The sequence below is a fragment of the Azonexus hydrophilus genome, assembly GCF_905120355.1.
GTDB lineage: Bacteria > Pseudomonadota > Gammaproteobacteria > Burkholderiales > Rhodocyclaceae > Azonexus.
Map to the genome: position 1 here is coordinate 22223 of NZ_CAJHOB010000003.1, position 19035 is coordinate 41257.

Sequence of the window (19035 nt, forward strand, 5' to 3'; positions counted from 1 at the left end):
CCGATTCAATGAAAAAGAGCGGGCCGGAAAAAAACGGCCATTTTAGAGTTTCCTGATCGTTCAGTCATGTTTCACGCGCAGATTTCAGGAGTGATCCCCTGTTCAGAGCTGAAACCGGTAGCCCACCCCGATTTCAGTCAGGATGTGGCGCGGCTGGGCAGGATTGCTTTCGATTTTCTGCCGCAGATGGCCGACGTACACCCGCAGATACTGATGGTTTTCCACCGCCTGCCCACCCCAGACCTGAGCCAGCAGGTGCCGATGTGTCAGCACTCGTCCCGGGTGGGCGGCCAGATAGGCCAGCAGACGGTATTCAATCTGCGTCAGATGTAGCGGCATGCCCGCCTTGCTCACCGTACGCCGGACGCAGTCGATCTCGAAGTCGCCGAAACACAGCTGTGCCTCGGCCACCACCCCCTCCGGCCGCCGACGCAACAGGGCACGTACCCGTGCCAGCAATTCGGCCATGCCGAAAGGTTTGCTCAGGTAATCATCGGCACCGGCATCGAGCGCATCCACCTTGCTGTCCTCGGCGCTGCGGGCTGAAAGAATCAGGATCGGCGTAGCAGACCAGGCGCGCAGATCACGAATGAAATCAACCCCGTCGCGATCCGGCAGACCCAGATCGAGAATGATCACATCTGGCTTGCGCTGCGCCACCTGTTCGCCCGCACGCGCCGCTGTCGCGGCCTCGCAGGCGGCGAAGCCTTCGCATTCGAGGGCCAGGACCACGGTTTCACGAATCTGTCGTTCATCTTCAACGACCAAGATCAAGGGCTGCTCGCTCATCCCGCTTCCATCCCCGGCATGCATGCCGGCGCTTCCCCCAGGGGTAGGCGGAGGACGACGCAACTGCCCCCAGCGGCCGGCCGGGTCGCCTCGATACTGCCGCCGTGCGCTCTGGCAATGCTCTGGGCAATCGACAAGCCCAGCCCGGTACCGGCAATGTCCGATTCCGTCTGGCCGCGCTGAAAAGCCGTAAACAAGCGGGCCGCATCCGCCGGATCAATCCCCTGGCCCGCATCACACACCGCCAGCAGCAGCTCGCAGCCGGTACGACTGACATCGACCGTCACGGGCTGATCCGGCGGCGAATACTTGGCCGCATTGTCGAGCAGATTCCAGAGCGCCCGCTCCAGCAGCACGGCATCGATATTCACCGGCGGCAGCTCAGCCGCGATCTGTATCGCGAACTGGCGCTGCGGCCACTGACTGCGCGCCTGCTGCAAAGTCACCCCGACGATTTCCTCGATCGGCTGCCAGGCGCGTTTCAGCTCCACCGCGCCACTGGCGAGGCGCGCCATGTCGAGCAGATTATTCATCTGCCGGCTCAAAGCCAGGGCCTGCTGGCGCAAGGTTTCCAGCAGCGCAGCCTGGCGCTCCGGTGGCAATCTGCCCATCTGCAGGGTTTCTGCCTGACTGACCAGGGCCGTCAAGGGCGTGCGCAAATCATGCGACAAGGCCGCCAGGATCGAACTGCGCAGCGCTTCCGCCGCATGCTTCAACTCGGCGGCCCGCATCTGCTCCGACAGCTCGGCCCTTTCCCGGCTCTGTCGCCGCAGCAGTTCAGCGTGCCGACGCAAACGCGTGGTGACTTGACCGGCAGACAGCGCAATCAGCAGCAGTACGCCCGGCACCAGCCATTCCCGGCGATCTGCATCCGCAGCGAAGATGACGTGATACGCCACCCCTCCCACCAAAGCGGCCAGTACGGCCGGCCCCGTACCGTAACTGATGGCCAGCACCACGGCGGCCAGGGCGTACAGCAAAGCCGCGCCCGCCGGCGTCACCGCCTGCTGCCAGGGCGCGAGCAACAGCGTGCCCAACGTCGCGGCCAGTGCTGCCCACATATAGCCGGCCCAACCGGCAGAAAACGGCTCCTGTTTCATAACGCCCGATGCTAGAGCTTGCAGTATAAAAATGCCATCAAAGACCCAGCGGTACGCACTGTTGCAAACCGTTACTTGAGCTTCAGCATCCGGGCCTTTATCGTTCACCCATGTGCTGACCAGACATCAGCCCTGACGGTGAAAACCCTCCTCTCCCTCACCCCAACACCGTCCGAAAGCCCTGTACATCCCCCAGTACAGGGCTTTCTTCTTTTCCCCCGGCAGATTTACCAGGCAGGCGTTTCCACCGCAGCCGGCGGTGGCGGTTCGGGCAACCAGGCTCCACTAGCGCCATACACGGCCAGAACAGCCAGGGCAAGCGCCACCACGAAAGCAATCCAGCCGCCTCCACGTGCCGATTCTCCGTGCGCTGAGTCTTTCCAGCCCAGCACCATCGGCTTGACCAGGTTGTCCTTCTTGATATGCGCGTAGAACAGGATCGCCGCCACATGCAAAGCCACCAGCGCCAGCAGGACATTCACCGCCAGGAGGTGCCAGCGGGTGGCCAGGTTGCTCAGATCGCGCCCGACCAGATCGTAGAGCGGCCCGACAAAGGCAATGTCGTCGTTGGCCACCAAGCCCGTCAGTGCCTGGAACAGCGGTACAGCCAGCAAAGCCAATACCGAACAGGCACCGAGTGGATTATGCCCAGGCGCATGCCATTGGCCGCGCAGATAGGCAGCCACTTTGGCCGGCGTTGGAAAAAACCCGGCAAAGCGCGCATAGGTCGACCCCATGACGCCCCAGAGCAGGCGGAAGACAAGCAAACCAAGCACCAGCAGGCCGAGCCGACCATGCCACTCCATCCAGCTGCCACCGGCCTTGCCCGTGACGACCAGGGCAACGATGGCAAGCACCAGCAGCCAGTGGAAAAGGCGGGTGGGCAAATCCCAGATCAGAATCTTGCGTGTTTCAGACATCGCGATCTCCGTCAGTAATGAGCAAAAAAGGGCGCCTCACGGCGCCCCCATAGTCATTCCAGAAAAATTACTTGGCCCGGTAATCGTCGTGGCAGCTCTTGCAGGTGCCGCCCACCGCACCGAATGCAGTCTTCACGGCAGCAGCGTCCCCCGTAGCGGCCGCCTTGGCCAGATCATTGGCAGCCTGATTGAACTCACCGGCAATCTTGCCCACTTTCGCACCTTCGGTGAAGAAAGCCGGCTTGACGCGGGTATCCACCCAGCCCTTGCCCTTGTCGCTACCCGGCAGATAGAGCGAACCCATGCCCGAATTGGCAATCGCCTGCAGCACGGTCGCTGCCTTCAGCACTTCTTCCTTGTTGTAGGTGCCTTTCAGGTTGCTGTCGATGCGAGCCATGCTCCAGCCCATAGTGGCGTAAGCCGACTGGCGCCATTTGATGGCATCTTCAACTTTCACCTGGGCGTGCGCCGTCGCGGTCAAAGCCGTAGCCAGGGCAGCAAGAAGGATTTTGGTTTTCATGGCATATCTCCGTTGTGACTAGAAAAAACGAGATCCCGTCGCACACGGCGCAGGATCAAGCTAGCGGACGATTGTAACTCACAGCATTGTCATACAGCACTTCCTGATACAGACTGATACACAAGCCCCTTGAATCTGCCCACACCCATAAAAACAAAACCCCGGCCACACTGTGCCGGGGTTTCATGTTCAGGACCGGCGCTTAAGCACGCACGGCCTTCAGTGCCGCATTCAGCGTCGGGCTCGGGCGCATGACAGCCTTGCATTTTTCAGCATCCGCCTTGTAGTAGCCGCCGATATCAACCGGCTTACCTTGCACGCTCTTCAATTCCGCGACGATGGTTGCCTCACCATCGGACAGGACCTTGGCCAGCTTGGCAAAATGCGCGGCAAGCTCAGCGTCTTCCTTCTGCGCCGCCAGCTCCTGCGCCCAGTACATAGCGAGGTAGAACTGCGAGCCGCGATTGTCGAGTTCGCCAGTCTTCGGCGAGGGCGACTTGTTGTTGTCGAGCAACTTGCCGGTGGCAGCATCCAGCGTCTTGGCCAGCAACTTGGCGCGCGGGTTGTTCTCCTTGAGCCCCAGGTCTTCCAGCGATACCGCCAGGGCCAGGAACTCACCCAGCGAATCCCAGCGCAGGTGGTTTTCCTGCGTCAGCTGCTGCACGTGCTTCGGGGCCGAGCCGCCGGCACCGGTTTCATACATGCCGCCGCCGTTCATCAGCGGGACGATGGACAGCATCTTGGCCGAGGTACCCAGTTCCATGATCGGGAACAGGTCGGTCAGGTAGTCGCGCAGGATGTTGCCGGTGACGGAAATGGTGTCGAGACCGCGGGCAACGCGTTCAAGCGTGAAGCGCATGGCGCGCACCTGGCTCATGACATGAATTTCCAGGCCGCTGGTGTCGTGATCCTTGAGGTATTTGTTGACCTTCTTGATCAGCTCGGCTTCGTGCGGACGGTAGGGATCGAGCCAGAAGACGGCCGGCATGCCTGAATTGCGGGCACGGGTAACGGCCAACTTGACCCAGTCGCGGATCGGCGCGTCCTTGACCTGACACATGCGCCAGATATCGCCCTGCTCGACGTTCTGCGTCAGCAGGACTTCACCAGTGTCGATGTCAACGATATTGGCGATACCGTCTTCGGCGATCTCGAACGTCTTGTCGTGCGAGCCATACTCTTCGGCTTTTTGCGCCATCAGACCAACGTTGGGCACGGTCCCCATGGTGCGCGGATCGAAATTGCCGTTCCACTTGCAGAAGTTGATCATCTCCTGGTAGATGCGGGCAAAGGTCGATTCCGGCATCACGCACTTGCTGTCGTACTGCTTGCCGTCAGAGCCCCACATTTTGCCACCTTGGCGCATCATGGCCGGCATCGAGGCGTCGACGATGATGTCGTTGGGCGAATGGAAATTGGTGATGCCCTTGGCGGAATCCACCATGGCCAGCTCAGGACGGTGTTCGTGGCAGGCGTGCAGATCGCGGATGATCTCGTCGTGCTTCGATTCGGGCAGCGTCTTGATCTTTTCGTACAGATCGACCATGCCGTTATTCACATTGACGCCCAGCTCCTCGAAGGTCTTGGCGTGCTTGGCGAAGGCATCCTTGTAGTAGATCTTGACGCAGTGACCGAAGACGATCGGGTGCGACACCTTCATCATGGTCGCCTTGACGTGCAGGGAGAACAGGATGCCAGCCTGACGACAGTCTTCCAGTTCCTTCTCGTAAAACTCGCACAAGGCCTTCTTGCTCATGAACATCGAGTCGATGATCTCGCCTTCGAGCAGCTTCACTTCCGGCTTCAGCACGGTGGTTTTGCCACCTTTGCCGATCAGTTCCATGCGCACCCGGCGCGCCTTGTCCAGAGTCATGGACTTTTCGCCGTGGTAGAAGTCGCCATGATGCATGTGCGACACATGGGTCTGCGACCACTGCTTCCATTCACCCATGGAATGCGGATGCTTCTTGGCAAAATTCTTCACCGCCTGCGGCGCGCGGCGGTCGGAGTTACCCTCGCGCAGTACCGGATTCACCGCCGAACCCAGGCAGCGGCCATAACGCGCACGGATTTCCTTTTCTTCGTCGGTGGTCGGATTTTCCGGATAGTCGGGCAGCTTGTAGCCCTTTTCCTGCAATTCCTTGATACACGCCTTCAGCTGTGCCACCGAGGCAGAAATGTTGGGCAACTTGATGATGTTCGCGTCCGGATCCAGCGTCTTCTTGCCCAGCTCAGCCAAGGTGTTGGGCAGGCGCTGCGCCTCTTCCAGGTACTCGGGGAATTCGGAAATCACCCGCGCCGAGACGGAAATATCGGCCTTTTCGACCGTGATGCCCGCCGGTTCGGTAAAGGTGCGGATGATCGGCAAAAAAGCACAAGTCGCCAGCAGCGGCGCCTCGTCGGTAAGCGTATAGATGATCTTGGATTTGCCTTGCGACATGCTAACCCCCTGAGATGGTTTCAATATGCGAGCCGGCACGATACGCCCGCTCCCTTGCACAACACTTACAAAACCCTGGGAGTATCGCGAAGGGGGGCCGCGTGGTCAACGGTGCAAATCAATTTCACAATATGAAAGAGCAATCAGAGCATGAAGTTGCCAGACTCTCCCTTGGTCACCAACCGGGCGTCAATCAGAAGAGCTGCCTGCCGCAAGAAAACAAAACGCCCCATCGCAGCCATCGCACGAAAGGGCTTGTGCGAGTGCTGCGATGGGGCGTTACCCGGTTTTTATTCTGCGCTCAGAGACTTTCGTCCGGGCGCAGGAAGCGCCATTGACCCGGCGCCAGTTTATCCAGGCGCAGATGCCCGATACGGGTGCGCAACACGCCCTTCACCGTCAGCCCGACTGCCTCGCACATCCGCCGCAAGGGGCGCTTCTGTCCTTCACGCACGATGAAATGCAGTTGGCCGGGATCGAGTTGCTTGACCCAGGTTTTACCCAACGAACGGCCATCGAGCGACAGGCCCTCGCGCAACAGCTCCAGGTTCTTGCGGCTCAACTCGCCACTGATGCGCACCAGATATTCCCGCTCCAGCTCACGCTCATCGGCCAACAGACGGCGTGCCGTGCCGCCGCTGCGCATCAGCACCAGGAGGCCGCTGTTTTCGGTTTCCAGGCGTCCAGCAGCAACCAGATTACGTAACATCCAGGGCTGCAGCGCCGGATCGCCCGGCTGCGGCAGGCGGTTTTCTTCACTCAGCAATGTCAGCGCAGCGGTTTCTGCCGTCCCGCGCTCACAACTGTAGCCGGCCGGCTTGTGCAGAAGGAAAATCACCTCACGCGGCGCCGGCACGCTGCTCACCCCCTCGTCCTGACGCACCTCAATCTGCACGTCAGGGGCCACGCGCGCGCCGAGTTGGCCAATGCGCACTCCATCAACCCAGACCCAGCCGCGCTCGATCCAGAGATCTGCCTCACGCCGTGAGGCCAGGCCGCGCTCAACCATGATCTTGGACAAGCGCACGCCGCTGGGCGCAGGCAAGCCTGCCGCCGGTTCGCCCACCGGGCGCTGCGCCTTGGCTACCGCGGTTTTTACCCCTGCGCTGCTCTTGCCGGCACCACCCAGCCACTTACCGGGCCCAGCTTTTCTGCTGCCGTCTGGCGCGGGCGTCCTGGCGGTTTTCTTACCGGGCGCCCAAGCCTCCGAGCCCGCTGCCGATGCTTTCCGTGCACCACCCTCCCCTGGCTTCGATGAACGCTGAGCTTCCGTTGCACGCGTCTGCCCGCGCTCACCTGTGCGCAGTGTCCACGGTGACTGGGGCGCATTTTCCGGGGAGGCCGCCGCCGGCGCCTCCTGCGGCCTGGGGCGACGCGTCAACGCACCGCCACGTACCGGGCGCTTGCGATTCGCTGCCACCGCCGCGCCAGCAAGACCCAGACGACCACTGACCGGCACCGGATCGGCTGGCTCTGCCGCCACTGGGGCAGGCGCAACGGCCAGCTCGACTACCCTGGCAGCAGGTTCTGCCGCCGGTTCAGCTGCCTTCCGCGCCGGCTTCTTGGGTGCAACAGCCTCCGGCTTGCGCCATTTGGCCCACGGATCGTCGGCCTGGCTCATTGCAGATCGAGCAGTTCGACTTCGAAAATCAGCGTCGCATTCGGTGGAATCACGCCGCCAGCGCCGCGTGCGCCATACCCCAGCGCCGCCGGGATGGTCAGCTTGCGAGTACCGCCGATCAACATGCCCTGAACACCCTCGTCCCAGCCCTTGATGACATGACCGCGCCCCAGGGGGAACTGAAAGGGATCGTTGCGATCCTTGCTTGAATCAAACTTGCTGCCATTTTCCAGCCAGCCGGTGTAGTGCACCGTGACCAGATCGCCTGCCTGCGCCGTGCGCCCCGTGCCGGGCACGGTGTCTTCATACACCAACCCGGATGCCGTCGTGATTGCTGCCATCTACCTGCTCCAAAAAGAGGCGCAGTCTAGCACAGCAGGGGTAAAAAAATTGGGCCAAGGCTTTGACCTATTGGCAATTTTCCGTATAATGCGCGGTTCTTCGTAGTACCTTTTGTTTTCAATTTCCGTTTATTTTTCGGAGTCCAACTCATGTATGCGGTCGTAAAAACCGGTGGCAAGCAGTATCGCGTGTCCGCTGGCCAAAAACTTAAAGTAGAACAGATACCGGCAGAAGTTGGCGCAGAAATCACTCTCGATCAGATCCTCATGGTAGGCGAAGGCGAGTCGGTGAAGGTCGGCGCCCCGTTCATTGCTGGCGCTGCCGTCAAATGCACCGTGGTGTCGCAAGGTCGCCACGATAAGGTCAAGATCTTCAAGATGCGCCGTCGCAAGCACTACCAGAAGCGTCAGGGCCATCGTCAGAATTACACCGAACTGCGCATCGACTCGATCGCTGCCTAAGTTAAGGAGCTCATAAATGGCACACAAAAAAGCAGGCGGTAGTTCGCGTAACGGCCGCGACTCACAGGCTCAGCGACTGGGCGTCAAGCGCTACGGTGGTCAATTCGTCCTGGCTGGCAACATCATCGTCCGCCAGCGCGGCACCGAATTTCACCCGGGTGAAAACGTCGGCTGCGGCAAGGATCACACCCTGTTCGCACTGAAGGACGGCGTGGTGCAGTTCTCGATCAAGGGCGAAAAGAAACGCCGCACGGTCACCATCGTTCCGGCGGCTGAATAACTCAGCCCGGCGACAACCGAAAAAAGCCCTGTCCGCCGGATAGGGCTTTTTAGTTTCAGAGGCGGAAAAGAGAGCGGACAAAATGAAATTCATCGACGAAGCCAAAATCTACGTCAAGGCCGGCGACGGCGGTAACGGCATCGCCACTTTCCGCCGCGAGAAATATATTCCCATGGGCGGCCCCAACGGGGGCGACGGCGGCCGGGGCGGTAGCGTCTACGTCGTCGCCGACCGCAACATCAACACCCTGGTCGATTACCGTTACACCCGGAAATTCCTCGGCCAACGCGGCGAAAATGGTGGCAGCGCCGATTGCTATGGCAAAGGCGGCGACGACATCTTCCTGCGCATGCCGGTCGGCACCGTGGTCACCGACCTCAATAGCGGCGAAGTGCTGGCCGACCTCGACGTACACGACAAGAAGGTTCTGCTCGCCAAAGGTGGCAAGGGCGGGCTGGGCAACACCCATTTCAAGTCATCGACCAACCGTGCCCCGCGCCAATGCACCAAGGGCGAACAGGGTGAGGAATTCGACATCGCTCTGGAATTGCGCGTGATCGCCGATGTCGGCCTGCTTGGCCTGCCCAATGCCGGCAAGAGCACGCTGATCCGGGCGCTTTCCGCCGCTCGTCCCAAGGTGGCCGACTACCCGTTCACCACCCTGCACCCGAACCTTGGCGTTGTGCGTGTCGGCGCCGAGAAAAGCTTCGTCATGGCCGACGTGCCCGGCCTGATTGAAGGCGCAGCCGATGGTGCCGGCCTCGGCATCCGCTTCCTCAAGCACCTGCAACGTACGCGTATCCTGCTGCATCTGGTCGACATTGCCCCGATCGATCCGGAAGCCGATCCGCTGCGCGATGCGCTCGCCATCGTCGGCGAACTGGTCAAACACGATCCGGCACTGGCCGACAAACCCCGCTGGCTGGTTCTGAACAAGCTCGACCTGATTCCGGAAGAAGAGCGCCAGGCCTGTATCGACGAATTCCTTGCCGCCTACCGCCAGGCAACGCACTACGCCGGCCCGGTCTTCCCCATCGCCGCCATTACCGGCGACGGCACCAAGCCATTGATTTACGCCATCCAGGAAGCCCTGGAGCAGATGGCGCGGCCGGAGGTTGAAGACGATGAGGCCGAGACGGAAACAGCAGCCGCCCAACCCGCCAACACTGCCGAAAACGACGCATGAGCCACTCTCCACTCGCCACCGCACGCCGCCTGGTGGTCAAGGTCGGTTCAGCCCTGGTGACCAGCAACGGTAACGGCCTCGACCTGACCGCCATCGCCGGCTGGGCCCGGCAGATTGCCGCCCTGCGCGCCGCCGGGCGCGAAGTGGTACTGGTCTCCTCCGGCGCCGTCGCCTGCGGCGTCCAGCGCCTGGGCTGGCAGCGCCGCCCCCGGACCATGCACGAAAAACAGGCGGCGGCGGCAGTTGGTCAGGCTGCCCTGGTCGAGGTCTATGAAGCCGCGTTCAACAAGCATCAGCTGCGTACCGCCCAGATTCTCCTCACCCATGATGACCTGGCCGACCGCAAGCGTTATCTCAACGCCCGCTCAACCCTGAACACCCTGCTGGAACTCGGTGTCATCCCGATCATCAACGAAAACGACACCGTCGTCACCAGCGAAATCAAATTCGGTGACAACGATACGCTGGGCGCCCTGGTCGCCAACCTGCTCGAAGCCGATGCACTGATCATCCTCACCGATCAGAAGGGGCTGTACACCGCCGACCCCCGCAAGGATCCAACCGCCCGCCTGATCGAGCAGGCAACTGCCGGCGATCCCGCACTGGAAGACATGGCGGGTGGTGCCGGCACCCAGGTCGGCACCGGCGGCATGATCACCAAGGTCATTGCTGCCAAACGCGCCGCCCGCAGCGGGGCGGCCACCGTCATTGCCAGTGGCCATGAAGTCGATCCCATCCTGCGTCTGGCTCAAGGTGAGGCACTCGGCACCCTGTTGATCTCCGAAACCCCGCCGCTGGCCGCGCGCAAGCAATGGCTGGCGGATCACCTGCAACTCGCGGGACGCATCACCCTCGACGCGGGTGCAGTCGCCGCGCTGCAGGCCGGGAAAAGTCTTTTGCCCGTCGGCATGACGATGGTGCAGGGAGACTTCGAACGCGGCGCAGCCATCGCATGCCAGACCGAAGACGGTCAGGAAATCGCGCGCGGCCTGAGCAATTACGGCAGCAGTGAGGCTCGCCGCATCGCCGGCAAGAGCACCGCGGAAATCGAACACATCCTCGGCTATCTCGAAGATGCCGAAATGATTCACCGCGACAATCTGATCCTGCTCACGCCGTAAGCCTGGCGGCCATCAGGCGGTGCCGCGACTGTACGTATCGCGGGGCGAATGCAGGCGTGAGGCTGCGGTCAAACACTCACTGAACGAGCACCTCACCCCTGCAAAACAAAGGCCATTTTCGTTCCGGCAATCTCGATCACATCCTGATCGCCCAACGGATGTGCCTGTGCATCGATCGTCTTGCCATTGAGCGAGGGATAGCTCTCGCCTTCGACGTGGGTGAGGAAATAACCATGCGGGCGACGGGCAATCACGGCCACCTGCAGACCGGGCTTGCCCAGGGTGGTCAGCGTCTTTTCCAGCTTCAGCAACTTGCCGGCATTGGGGCCGTTGAGCAGCTGAATCGCCGCCACCGGCAAAGCACTGGTGCGACTGGTTGTGCCAATATGGCTGCGCGTCTGGCTTTCCGCAGGCATCAGGGATAACTCACCGCTGGCCGCAGCCTTGCCGATATCCGAGCGAATCATAGCCGTCTGCTCCGTGTCCGGCATCACGCTGTTACCGGTATTGTCGGCCATGTACTTGAGCTTGTACTTCCCCAGTTCGACGATATCGTTATTGCGCAGGAAATGTTTCTTGATCGCCTGACCGTTGACCAGGGTGCCATTGGTGCTGTTCAGGTCTTCCAGAAAGGAATCCTGCAGGATGGTGACGACAACGGCATGCTCACCCGAGATGGCAAGATTGTCGATCTGTATGTCATTGTGCGGCTTGCGCCCGATCGTCAGGCGCTCCTTGTTCAGCTCGATTTCCTTGAGTACCAGACCATCCATGGAAAGAATCAGTTTTGCCATGTCACTGTTCCTGCTTTATTTCGCTTGATTGAGAAAACCGTGCCACCAGCGTTTGGCGGCAGGTTGCGCTGCGCTGTGCGCATCCAGGCGCAGCAAAATGACGGACACATTGTCGCGACCACCATATTCATTGGCCCGCTCGACCAGATGCTCTGCCCGCGTTGCCAGGCTGAATTTATCCTGACCGAGCAATTCGCCGATTTCCTGATCTTCCAGCATGTCGTTCAACCCGTCGGAGCACAGCAGGACGATATCGTCCGGCTCCAGTAGGTGTGTCGCTGTATCGACCAGCACGTCGCTCTCAACCCCCAGGGCGCGGGTAACCAGGTTGCGGTGCTCTGCATGGCGTGCTGCCTCTGGCGAAATCAGGCCTTCATCGAGTTGCTCCTGCAGCAACGAATGGTCCTTGGTCAGCAAGTGCAGCGTGCCACGCCGCCACAGATACGCCCGAGAATCCCCGACATGCGCCAGGTGCAACTGACGCCCGAGAATCCAGGCAAACACCAGCGTCGTCCCCATGCCGGCACAGGCTGCACTGCTCTGGGATGCACGGTAGATGGCAGAATTGGTGCCACGCACTTCATCGCTCATGATCTGCTCAGGATGGCCGAGCACTTCAGGCGCCTCGGCAGCGCCCCGCAACAGGCGGGAGAAACTGGTGGCCAGCAACGTTGTCGCCATGCTGCTCGCCACTTCACCCGCGTTGTAGCCCCCCATCCCGTCGGCCAGTACAGCGATACCAAAATCTGCGTCGACAAAAACGGCATCCTCATTGTGGGCGCGCACGACGCCGGGGTCACTGCATGCAGCGACCGTCAGCGCATCGTGTAAAACAATTTCCGCAAGTGCCATGTCTGTCCTGTTCCTCTGCCACAAAGAGGCGGGGGCTTATTGTCCGGCGTCTGCGACTGCCGGTCAATTTTTATCTTAAAAGCATTTTACAAATCGATTTCCTGCCCCAGAGCGCGCTCGCGTGCCGCCGCAACGACACGTGATGCCAGGGCTAGATCCTGGATCGCCATCCCCTGAGACTCAAACAAGGTGATGTCGTCTGCCCCCTGCCGCCCAGCTTGCCGGCCGATGAGAATATCGCCCAGTTCCAGCAACTGCCGCGCATGCAGACGCCCTTTTTCCAGCGCCGGCAGCAAATCGCCCGCTTCCGCCAGCGCCGTGGGCACGCTATCCACGGCAATCAGACTGCAACGACGCAGGGTTTGTTCAGAGATTTCCTGGCGGATCAAGGAATTCGATCCTGCCGCATTGATATGCACACCAGGAGACAACCACTGGGCATCAAACAAAGGCGTACTGGCCGTCGTCACCGTACCGAGCACGTCGCTATCGCGCACCGTCGCCTCGGCGCTTTCTGCTGCCAGCACCTGACGCCCGGTCACCTCGCTCAAGCGAGCGCAAAAATCGCTCAGTCTTGCCTTGTCCCGAGCAAACACCTTGACCACCTCCAGTGGCAGCGCCGCACACAACGCCCGCACATGACCTTCGGCCTGCCAGCCAGAGCCGAACACACCGGCCACCCGGGCAGCGGGGCGGGCCAGACAGCGCGCAGCGACACCACTCGCGGCGCCGGTGCGAACCATGCCCAGATAGTCCGCCGCCACAACGGCAATCAACTCGCCGCTGGCCGCATCGAACAGGTGCACCCGGAACCGGTTGCCGCTACGATTGCTGGTGTAAGCCTTGTAGCCGATCACCCCCTGCGCCGGCAAGGCACCCTGCAGGATGTGCAAAGTGGTCTGCGGCAAGCGACTGCGCTGACGGGGAATGTCGATCGCGCGACCGTGCGCCAGTTCGCGGTGCGCTTCCTCCACGGCTGCCAACGCCATGTCCATGGTCAACACCTGGCGGACATCATCCTCAGTCAACAAGAGCGCCATCTTTCCTCCGCAAGCACACTGAAACAATAAAAAAGCGGGCACGAAGCCCGCTTCTTTGAGCTGAAGGCCGATTTTACAGCATGGCCTTGAGCAGCTTGGCCATTTCCGACGGGTTGCGCGTCACCTTGAAGCCGCACTCTTCCATGATGGCGAGCTTGGCATCAGCGGTATCGGCACCACCGGAAATGAGGGCGCCAGCGTGGCCCATGCGCTTGCCGGCCGGGGCAGTCACGCCAGCGATGAAACCGACGATCGGCTTCTTCATGTTGGCCTTGCACCACTGGGCGGCTTCGGCTTCGTCCGGACCGCCGATTTCACCGATCATGATGACGGCGTCGGTATCCGGGTCGTCGTTGAACATCTTCATGACGTCGATGTGCTTCAGACCGTTGATCGGGTCACCACCGATACCGACAGCGGAGGACTGGCCGAGGCCCAGTTCGGTCAGCTGACCGACGGCTTCGTAGGTCAGCGTACCAGAACGGGAAACGACGCCGATACGCCCTTTACGGTGGATGTGACCCGGCATGATGCCGATCTTCACTTCGTCCGGGGTGATCAGGCCGGGGCAGTTCGGGCCGAGCAGCAGGGTCTTCTTGCCGCCCTTGGCTTCCTTTTCCTTCATCTTGTTGCGCACCATCAGCATGTCGCGGACGGGGATGCCTTCGGTGATGCAGATCGCCAGATCGAGGTCGGCTTCGACAGCTTCCCAGATCGCGGCGGCAGCGCCAGCCGGCGGCACGTAGATGACGGACACGGTGGCGCCGGTTTCAGCGGCGGCTTCCTTGACCGAAGCGTAGATGGGGATGTTGAAGATCGACTCGCCAGCCTTCTTCGGGTTCACGCCGGCAACGAAACATTCCTTGCCGTTTGCATACTCCTGGCACTTTTCCGTATGGAATTGACCGGTCTTGCCGGTGATGCCCTGGGTGATGATCTTGGTGTTCTTGTTGATCAGGATAGACATTCGGTGGCTCCTTACTTGACCGCTTCGACGATCTTGGTGGCGGCCTCGGCCATGGAATCGGCAGAGATGATGGGCAGACCGGAATCCTTCAGGATCTGCTTGCCGAGGTCTTCGTTGGTGCCCTTCATGCGGACGACCAGCGGCACCGACAGGTGGGTTTCCTTGGCTGCGGCGACAACGCCGGTGGCGATGGTGTCGCAACGCATGATGCCGCCGAAGATGTTAACCAGGATGCCCTTGACCTTCGGGTTCTTGAGCATGATCTTGAAGGCTTCGGTGACCTTCTCGGTCGTGGCACCGCCGCCGACGTCGAGGAAGTTGGCCGGCTCGGCACCGAACAGCTTGATCGTGTCCATGGTGGCCATGGCCAGACCGGCACCGTTCACCAGACAGCCGATGTTGCCGTCGAGCGAGATGTAGGCCAGGTCGAACTTGGAAGCTTCGATTTCGTCGGCGTCTTCTTCGTCCAGGTCGCGCATGGCGACGATCTCTTCCTGACGGTAGAGGGCGTTGGAGTCGAAGTTGAACTTGGCGTCGAGCGCCTTGACGGTGCCGTCGGCTTCGTGGATCAGCGGGTTGATTTCAGCCAGCGACGCGTCGGTTTCCATGTAGCAGGTGTACAGGTTCTTCAGCGTTTCGATGCACTGCGGAATCGAGGCTTCGTTCATACCCATGCCCTTGGCCAGGGTCAGCGCCTGCTCGTCGGTCAGGCCGACCAGCGGGTTGACGAAGACCTTGACGATCTTTTCCGGGGTCTTGTGGGCGACTTCTTCGATGTCCATGCCGCCTTCGTAGGAGGCCATGATGGCGACCGATTGCGTGGCGCGGTCGGTCAGCGCGGCAACGTAGTATTCGTGCTGGATGTCAGCGCCTTCTTCGATCAGCAGGTGACGGACCTTCTGGCCTTCCGGGCCGGTCTGGTGCGTGATCAGCTGCATGCCGAGAATCTGGCTGGCGTACTCGCGCACTTTTTCCAGGGAGGTCGCGACCTTGACGCCGCCGCCCTTGCCACGGCCACCGGCGTGAATCTGTGCCTTGACGACCCAGACCTTGCCGCCCAGGGTTTCGGCTGCCTTGACTGCGTCATCGACGGTCGTGCAGTGAATCCCGCGCGGAACCGTAACGCCGAATTTCTTCAGGATTTGTTTGCCCTGATATTCGTGAATTTTCATGCGCTTTCCTTGCGTTGAGTTGAGTTACAAGCGATGGGCGGCCCCGATTCCTCCACCGATTCCGCCCCGTTTTTTCCTTTTTGGAGCCGAAAATCTTACCACAGGCGTAACAGAATATTACGGCTTGAAATTCATAATTATGCGCGCAGACGCTGCCAAAACCTGGCAGCACACCAGATCGCACCACTATAATGCCGACAGCCTGCCCGTTGCTGCCCGACACACCGGCCAACAGCGCGCCCTTCCGCACGTACAGCGCGAACGAACACAGGATTGTCATCGATGAAAGCCGTCATTCTTGCCGGGGGTCTAGGCACCCGCATCAGCGAGGAATCCCACCTCAAACCAAAACCGATGATCGAGATTGGTGGCAAGCCGATCATCTGGCACATCATGAAGATGTATTCCGCGCACGGCATCAACGATTTCATCGTTTGCCTCGGGTACAAGGGCTACGTGGTCAAGGAATATTTCGCCAATTATTTCCTGCACATGTCGGACGTGACCTTTGACATGCAGAACAACCGGATGGAAGTGCACCAGCAACATGCCGAACCCTGGCGGGTGACGCTGGTGGATACGGGCGAAAACTCACAAACCGGAGGACGTCTACAGCGCATCAGCCACTTCCTTGATCCGGAAGAACCGTTCTGCTTCACCTATGGCGACGGGGTATCCGACATCAACATCACCGCCCAGATTGCCTTCCACCGTCGTCATGGCCTGCCCGCCACAGTCTGTGCCGTACTCCCGCCGGGGAGATTTGGCACGCTGGACATTCAGGATGACCGGGTCTGCGGCTTCCAGGAAAAACCCCACGGGGAAGGTGGCTTCATCAACGGCGGTTTCTTCGTGCTGCAAAAAGAAGTCATCAGCTTGATTGAAAACGACAATACACCTTGGGAGAGTACTCCCATGCGCGAACTTTCCCGCCAGGGAAAACTGGCCGCCTGGCAACACGACGGTTTCTGGCAACCGATGGATACCCTGCGGGACAAGATGCTGCTGGAAAGTCTCTGGCAATCGGAAAAGGCCCCCTGGAAGATATGGTAAATCTGCCGATCACCCCCTCTTTCTGGCGGGGAAAACGAGTATTCCTGACCGGCCACACAGGCTTCAAGGGTAGTTGGCTGGCCCTCTGGTTGCAACAGCTTGGAGCCCAAGTCACCGGCTACGCCCTGCCTCCGACCACCACACCGAGCTTATTTGAACTGGCCGGGGTGGCCAAGTACATGCACTCAATCTTGGAGGATATCCGCAACCCCGCCGCCCTGCAGCAGGCTTTGGAGACGGCTAGGCCCGAAATCATCCTGCACCTAGCGGCCCAGGCCCTGGTCAGCGACGGCTACACAGACCCGGTCGGCACCTATGCCACCAATGTCATAGGTACCATCAATCTGCTCGAACAAGCCAGGCAACTCTCGGATGTTAGGGCTATCGTCATCGTCACCACGGACAAGTGCTACGAAAACCTGGAAAGCACCCACGCCTACGTGGAAAGCGATGCTCTGGGCGGGCACGACCCATACAGCAGCAGCAAGGCCTGTACGGAAATTGTTGCCGCATCCTGGCGCCGCTCCTTCTTCACCTCAGGACAAGCAGCCATTGCCACGGCTCGAGCAGGCAACGTAATCGGCGGTGGCGACTGGGCCCCGCATCGCCTAGTCCCCGATCTGCTCCAGGCCTTTACCAAAGGGGAAGAAGCCCGCTTGCGCAATGGTCAGGCCGTACGCCCCTGGCAACACGTACTCGAACCCCTGGCGGGCTATCTGATCCTGGCCGAGCAACTCTGGGATGACCGCAGCCGGGCCTGTGCCTGGAACTTCGGTCCGGAGCTGGAAGACTGCGTCAGCGTTGCCGAATTGGCTGAGCTCCTGGGGCGTCTCTGGCCCCGGGGCGGCCGCCACACAATACAGGCTTCACCCTTGCCCCATGAAGCCGGACTCCTGCGTCTGGACGCCAGCCGGGCAAAACAGCTACTCGGCTGGAAACCCCGCTGGCACCTGAAAGAAGCCCTGCGCCAGACCGTAGAATGGCACCAGGCCTGGCTTGGCGGTTCAAGTATGGGAAACTTCTGCCGACAACAAATCGAACGCTACTCCCACACCGACACATGAACGAGAACAAAGAACGGCAGGCGATCCTGGATCAGGTACGTGTCTATGCCGAAAAGAGACTTTCGCCCCCGCAATTCCTTCCTGGTCAGAGCACAGTCCCTCCTTCGGGTAAGGTACTGGGGGCTGAGGAATTCGTACATATGGTGGACGCCGCCCTGGATGGCTGGCTCACCACCGGGCGTTATAACGAGGCCTTCGAAGCAGGGCTGGCCGGATACCTGGGGGTAAGCCACGCGCTGACCTGTAATTCTGGTTCCAGCGCCAACCTGCTGGCCCTCTCGGCCCTGACTTCACCCATCCTGGGGGCCCGTGCCCTGCAAGCCGGAGACGAAGTAATCACCGCCGCTGCCGGATTTCCCACCACGGTCAACCCCATTCTCCAGAATGGGCTCGTCCCGGTATTCGTGGATTCCCACATTCCCACCTATAACCCGACGCCAGCCAGCATCGAGGCCGCCATTGGGCCACGAACCCGGGCCATCATGATGGCCCACACTCTGGGAAATCCGCTGGAAATGGAAGCCATCCGAGGGATCGCCGACCGTCACGACCTGTGGCTGGTGGAAGACTGCTGTGACGCCCTGGGATCTCTGCATAAAGGACGCAAGGTGGGTGGCTGGGGCCATATCGGCACCCTCTCCTTCTACCCTGCCCACCACATCACCATGGGTGAAGGCGGCGCTGTTTTCACCCAGGACGCGATGCTGAAACGGGCCATCGAGTCCTTCCGGGACTGGGGCCGGGATTGCTGGTGCAATCCCGGCTGCGACAACACTTGCGGCAAGCGCTTCGACTGGCAGCTAGGAGAACTCCCGGCCGGCTATGATCACAAGTACGTATACTCCCATGCTGGTTACAACCTCAAGATCACCGACATGCAGGCCGCCCTAGGGCTGGCCCAATTGAACCGGGTCGACGGCTTCTGCCAGGCGCGCCGCGAGCATTTCGCCTACTTGAGCCAACGCCTGAAGGGGCTGGAAGAGCTCCTGATCCTTCCCGAAGCTACGCCGGAAAGCGATCCAGCCTGGTTCGGTTTCCCCATCACCCTGAGCCCGGACGCCCCCTTCAACCGGGTAGATCTACTGCGTTTCCTGGACCAGCGCAAAATCGGCACCCGCCTCCTGTTCGCCGGCAACCTGATCCGGCAGCCCTATTTCGCCGGGCGCCAGTATCGGATCGCCGGCACCCTGGAAAACGCGGAAACCATCATGCAGCAGACCTTCTGGGTCGGCGTCTGGCCCGGACTGGGACAGGATCAGCTCGACTACATTGCCAATTCCCTTGCCGATTTTTGTGGCACGAATTTCTGAGGC

Annotated in this window: 19 protein-coding genes; 7 read left to right on the plus strand and 12 right to left on the minus strand. The window is 60.7% G+C overall.

What is annotated here, in order from left to right:
- Positions 1-102: 102 nt before the first annotated feature.
- From JYJ39_RS02790 to JYJ39_RS02820, 7 genes are all read right to left on the minus strand, one after another.
- Positions 103-789, minus strand: a complete 687-nt coding sequence (locus JYJ39_RS02790) for a response regulator (RefSeq protein ID WP_205201914.1) — start codon at positions 787-789, stop codon at positions 103-105.
- Positions 786-1889, minus strand: a complete 1104-nt coding sequence (locus tag JYJ39_RS02795; protein WP_205201916.1) for a sensor histidine kinase — start codon at positions 1887-1889, stop codon at positions 786-788. The genes JYJ39_RS02790 and JYJ39_RS02795 overlap by 4 nt, the downstream gene beginning before the upstream one ends.
- A gap of 227 nt (positions 1890-2116) precedes the next feature.
- Positions 2117-2809 (minus strand): cytochrome b/b6 domain-containing protein, encoded by a 693-nt coding sequence (locus JYJ39_RS02800; protein ID WP_205201917.1) that lies wholly within the window; start codon positions 2807-2809, stop codon positions 2117-2119.
- Between the two features lie 67 nt (positions 2810-2876).
- Complete coding sequence (locus JYJ39_RS02805) at positions 2877-3329, minus strand: c-type cytochrome (protein WP_205201918.1); 453 nt, start codon at positions 3327-3329, stop codon at positions 2877-2879.
- Positions 3330-3531: 202 nt separating this feature from the next.
- A complete protein-coding gene (locus JYJ39_RS02810) occupies positions 3532-5769 on the minus strand; it encodes an NADP-dependent isocitrate dehydrogenase (RefSeq protein WP_205201919.1) in 2238 nt (745 codons plus the stop codon).
- A 301-nt stretch (positions 5770-6070) separates the two neighbouring features.
- Positions 6071-7390: a pseudouridine synthase gene (locus JYJ39_RS02815; protein ID WP_205201920.1), complete on the minus strand. Its 1320-nt coding sequence runs from the start codon at positions 7388-7390 to the stop codon at positions 6071-6073.
- Positions 7387-7731 (minus strand): FKBP-type peptidyl-prolyl cis-trans isomerase, encoded by a 345-nt coding sequence (locus JYJ39_RS02820; protein WP_205201921.1) that lies wholly within the window; start codon positions 7729-7731, stop codon positions 7387-7389. The genes JYJ39_RS02815 and JYJ39_RS02820 overlap by 4 nt, the downstream gene beginning before the upstream one ends.
- Before the next feature lie 150 nt (positions 7732-7881).
- On the opposite strand from JYJ39_RS02820, the gene rplU reads away from it, so the two are divergent.
- The 4 genes from rplU (at position 7882) to proB (ending at position 10780) form a co-directional block, all read left to right on the plus strand.
- Positions 7882-8193, plus strand: coding sequence for a 50S ribosomal protein L21 (gene rplU, locus JYJ39_RS02825; RefSeq protein ID WP_205201922.1), 312 nt, complete (start codon positions 7882-7884; stop codon positions 8191-8193).
- Positions 8194-8209: 16 nt separating this feature from the next.
- The gene (gene rpmA, locus JYJ39_RS02830) at positions 8210-8473 is read left to right on the plus strand and encodes a 50S ribosomal protein L27 (RefSeq protein ID WP_205201923.1); all 264 of its coding nucleotides are present in this window, start codon (positions 8210-8212) and stop codon (positions 8471-8473) included.
- A gap of 82 nt (positions 8474-8555) precedes the next feature.
- Positions 8556-9659: an Obg family GTPase CgtA gene (gene cgtA, locus JYJ39_RS02835; protein ID WP_205201924.1), complete on the plus strand. Its 1104-nt coding sequence runs from the start codon at positions 8556-8558 to the stop codon at positions 9657-9659.
- Entirely contained in the window at positions 9656-10780 is a 1125-nt protein-coding gene (proB, locus tag JYJ39_RS02840; RefSeq protein ID WP_205201926.1) for a glutamate 5-kinase, read from the plus strand. The genes cgtA and proB overlap by 4 nt, the downstream gene beginning before the upstream one ends.
- A gap of 92 nt (positions 10781-10872) precedes the next feature.
- On the opposite strand, the gene JYJ39_RS02845 is transcribed toward proB, so the two are convergent.
- The 5 genes from JYJ39_RS02845 to sucC all read right to left on the minus strand — a co-directional run bounded on the left by JYJ39_RS02845 (position 10873) and on the right by sucC (position 15605).
- Positions 10873-11574 carry an FHA domain-containing protein gene (locus JYJ39_RS02845; protein ID WP_205201928.1) on the minus strand — a complete coding sequence of 234 codons (702 nt, stop codon included), beginning with the start codon at positions 11572-11574 and terminating at the stop codon, positions 10873-10875.
- A gap of 15 nt (positions 11575-11589) precedes the next feature.
- Complete coding sequence (locus tag JYJ39_RS02850) at positions 11590-12426, minus strand: Stp1/IreP family PP2C-type Ser/Thr phosphatase (protein ID WP_205201930.1); 837 nt, start codon at positions 12424-12426, stop codon at positions 11590-11592.
- A gap of 86 nt (positions 12427-12512) precedes the next feature.
- Positions 12513-13466, minus strand: coding sequence for an ornithine cyclodeaminase family protein (locus JYJ39_RS02855; protein WP_205201931.1), 954 nt, complete (start codon positions 13464-13466; stop codon positions 12513-12515).
- A gap of 73 nt (positions 13467-13539) precedes the next feature.
- Complete coding sequence (gene sucD / locus JYJ39_RS02860) at positions 13540-14433, minus strand: succinate--CoA ligase subunit alpha (protein WP_205201932.1); 894 nt, start codon at positions 14431-14433, stop codon at positions 13540-13542.
- A gap of 11 nt (positions 14434-14444) precedes the next feature.
- Positions 14445-15605: an ADP-forming succinate--CoA ligase subunit beta gene (sucC, locus tag JYJ39_RS02865; RefSeq protein ID WP_205201933.1), complete on the minus strand. Its 1161-nt coding sequence runs from the start codon at positions 15603-15605 to the stop codon at positions 14445-14447.
- Positions 15606-15887: 282 nt separating this feature from the next.
- Between sucC and rfbF the strand changes: the two genes are divergently transcribed.
- From rfbF to rfbH, 3 genes are read left to right on the plus strand one after another with little or no spacing between them, the layout of a single operon-like run.
- On the plus strand, positions 15888-16658 hold the full coding sequence (gene rfbF / locus JYJ39_RS02870; protein WP_205201934.1) for a glucose-1-phosphate cytidylyltransferase: 771 nt from the start codon (positions 15888-15890) through the stop codon (positions 16656-16658).
- Positions 16652-17722 carry a CDP-glucose 4,6-dehydratase gene (gene rfbG, locus JYJ39_RS02875; protein WP_205201935.1) on the plus strand — a complete coding sequence of 357 codons (1071 nt, stop codon included), beginning with the start codon at positions 16652-16654 and terminating at the stop codon, positions 17720-17722. The genes rfbF and rfbG overlap by 7 nt, the downstream gene beginning before the upstream one ends.
- Positions 17719-19032: a lipopolysaccharide biosynthesis protein RfbH gene (gene rfbH / locus JYJ39_RS02880; RefSeq protein WP_205201936.1), complete on the plus strand. Its 1314-nt coding sequence runs from the start codon at positions 17719-17721 to the stop codon at positions 19030-19032. The genes rfbG and rfbH overlap by 4 nt, the downstream gene beginning before the upstream one ends.
- Positions 19033-19035 lie beyond the last annotated feature (3 nt).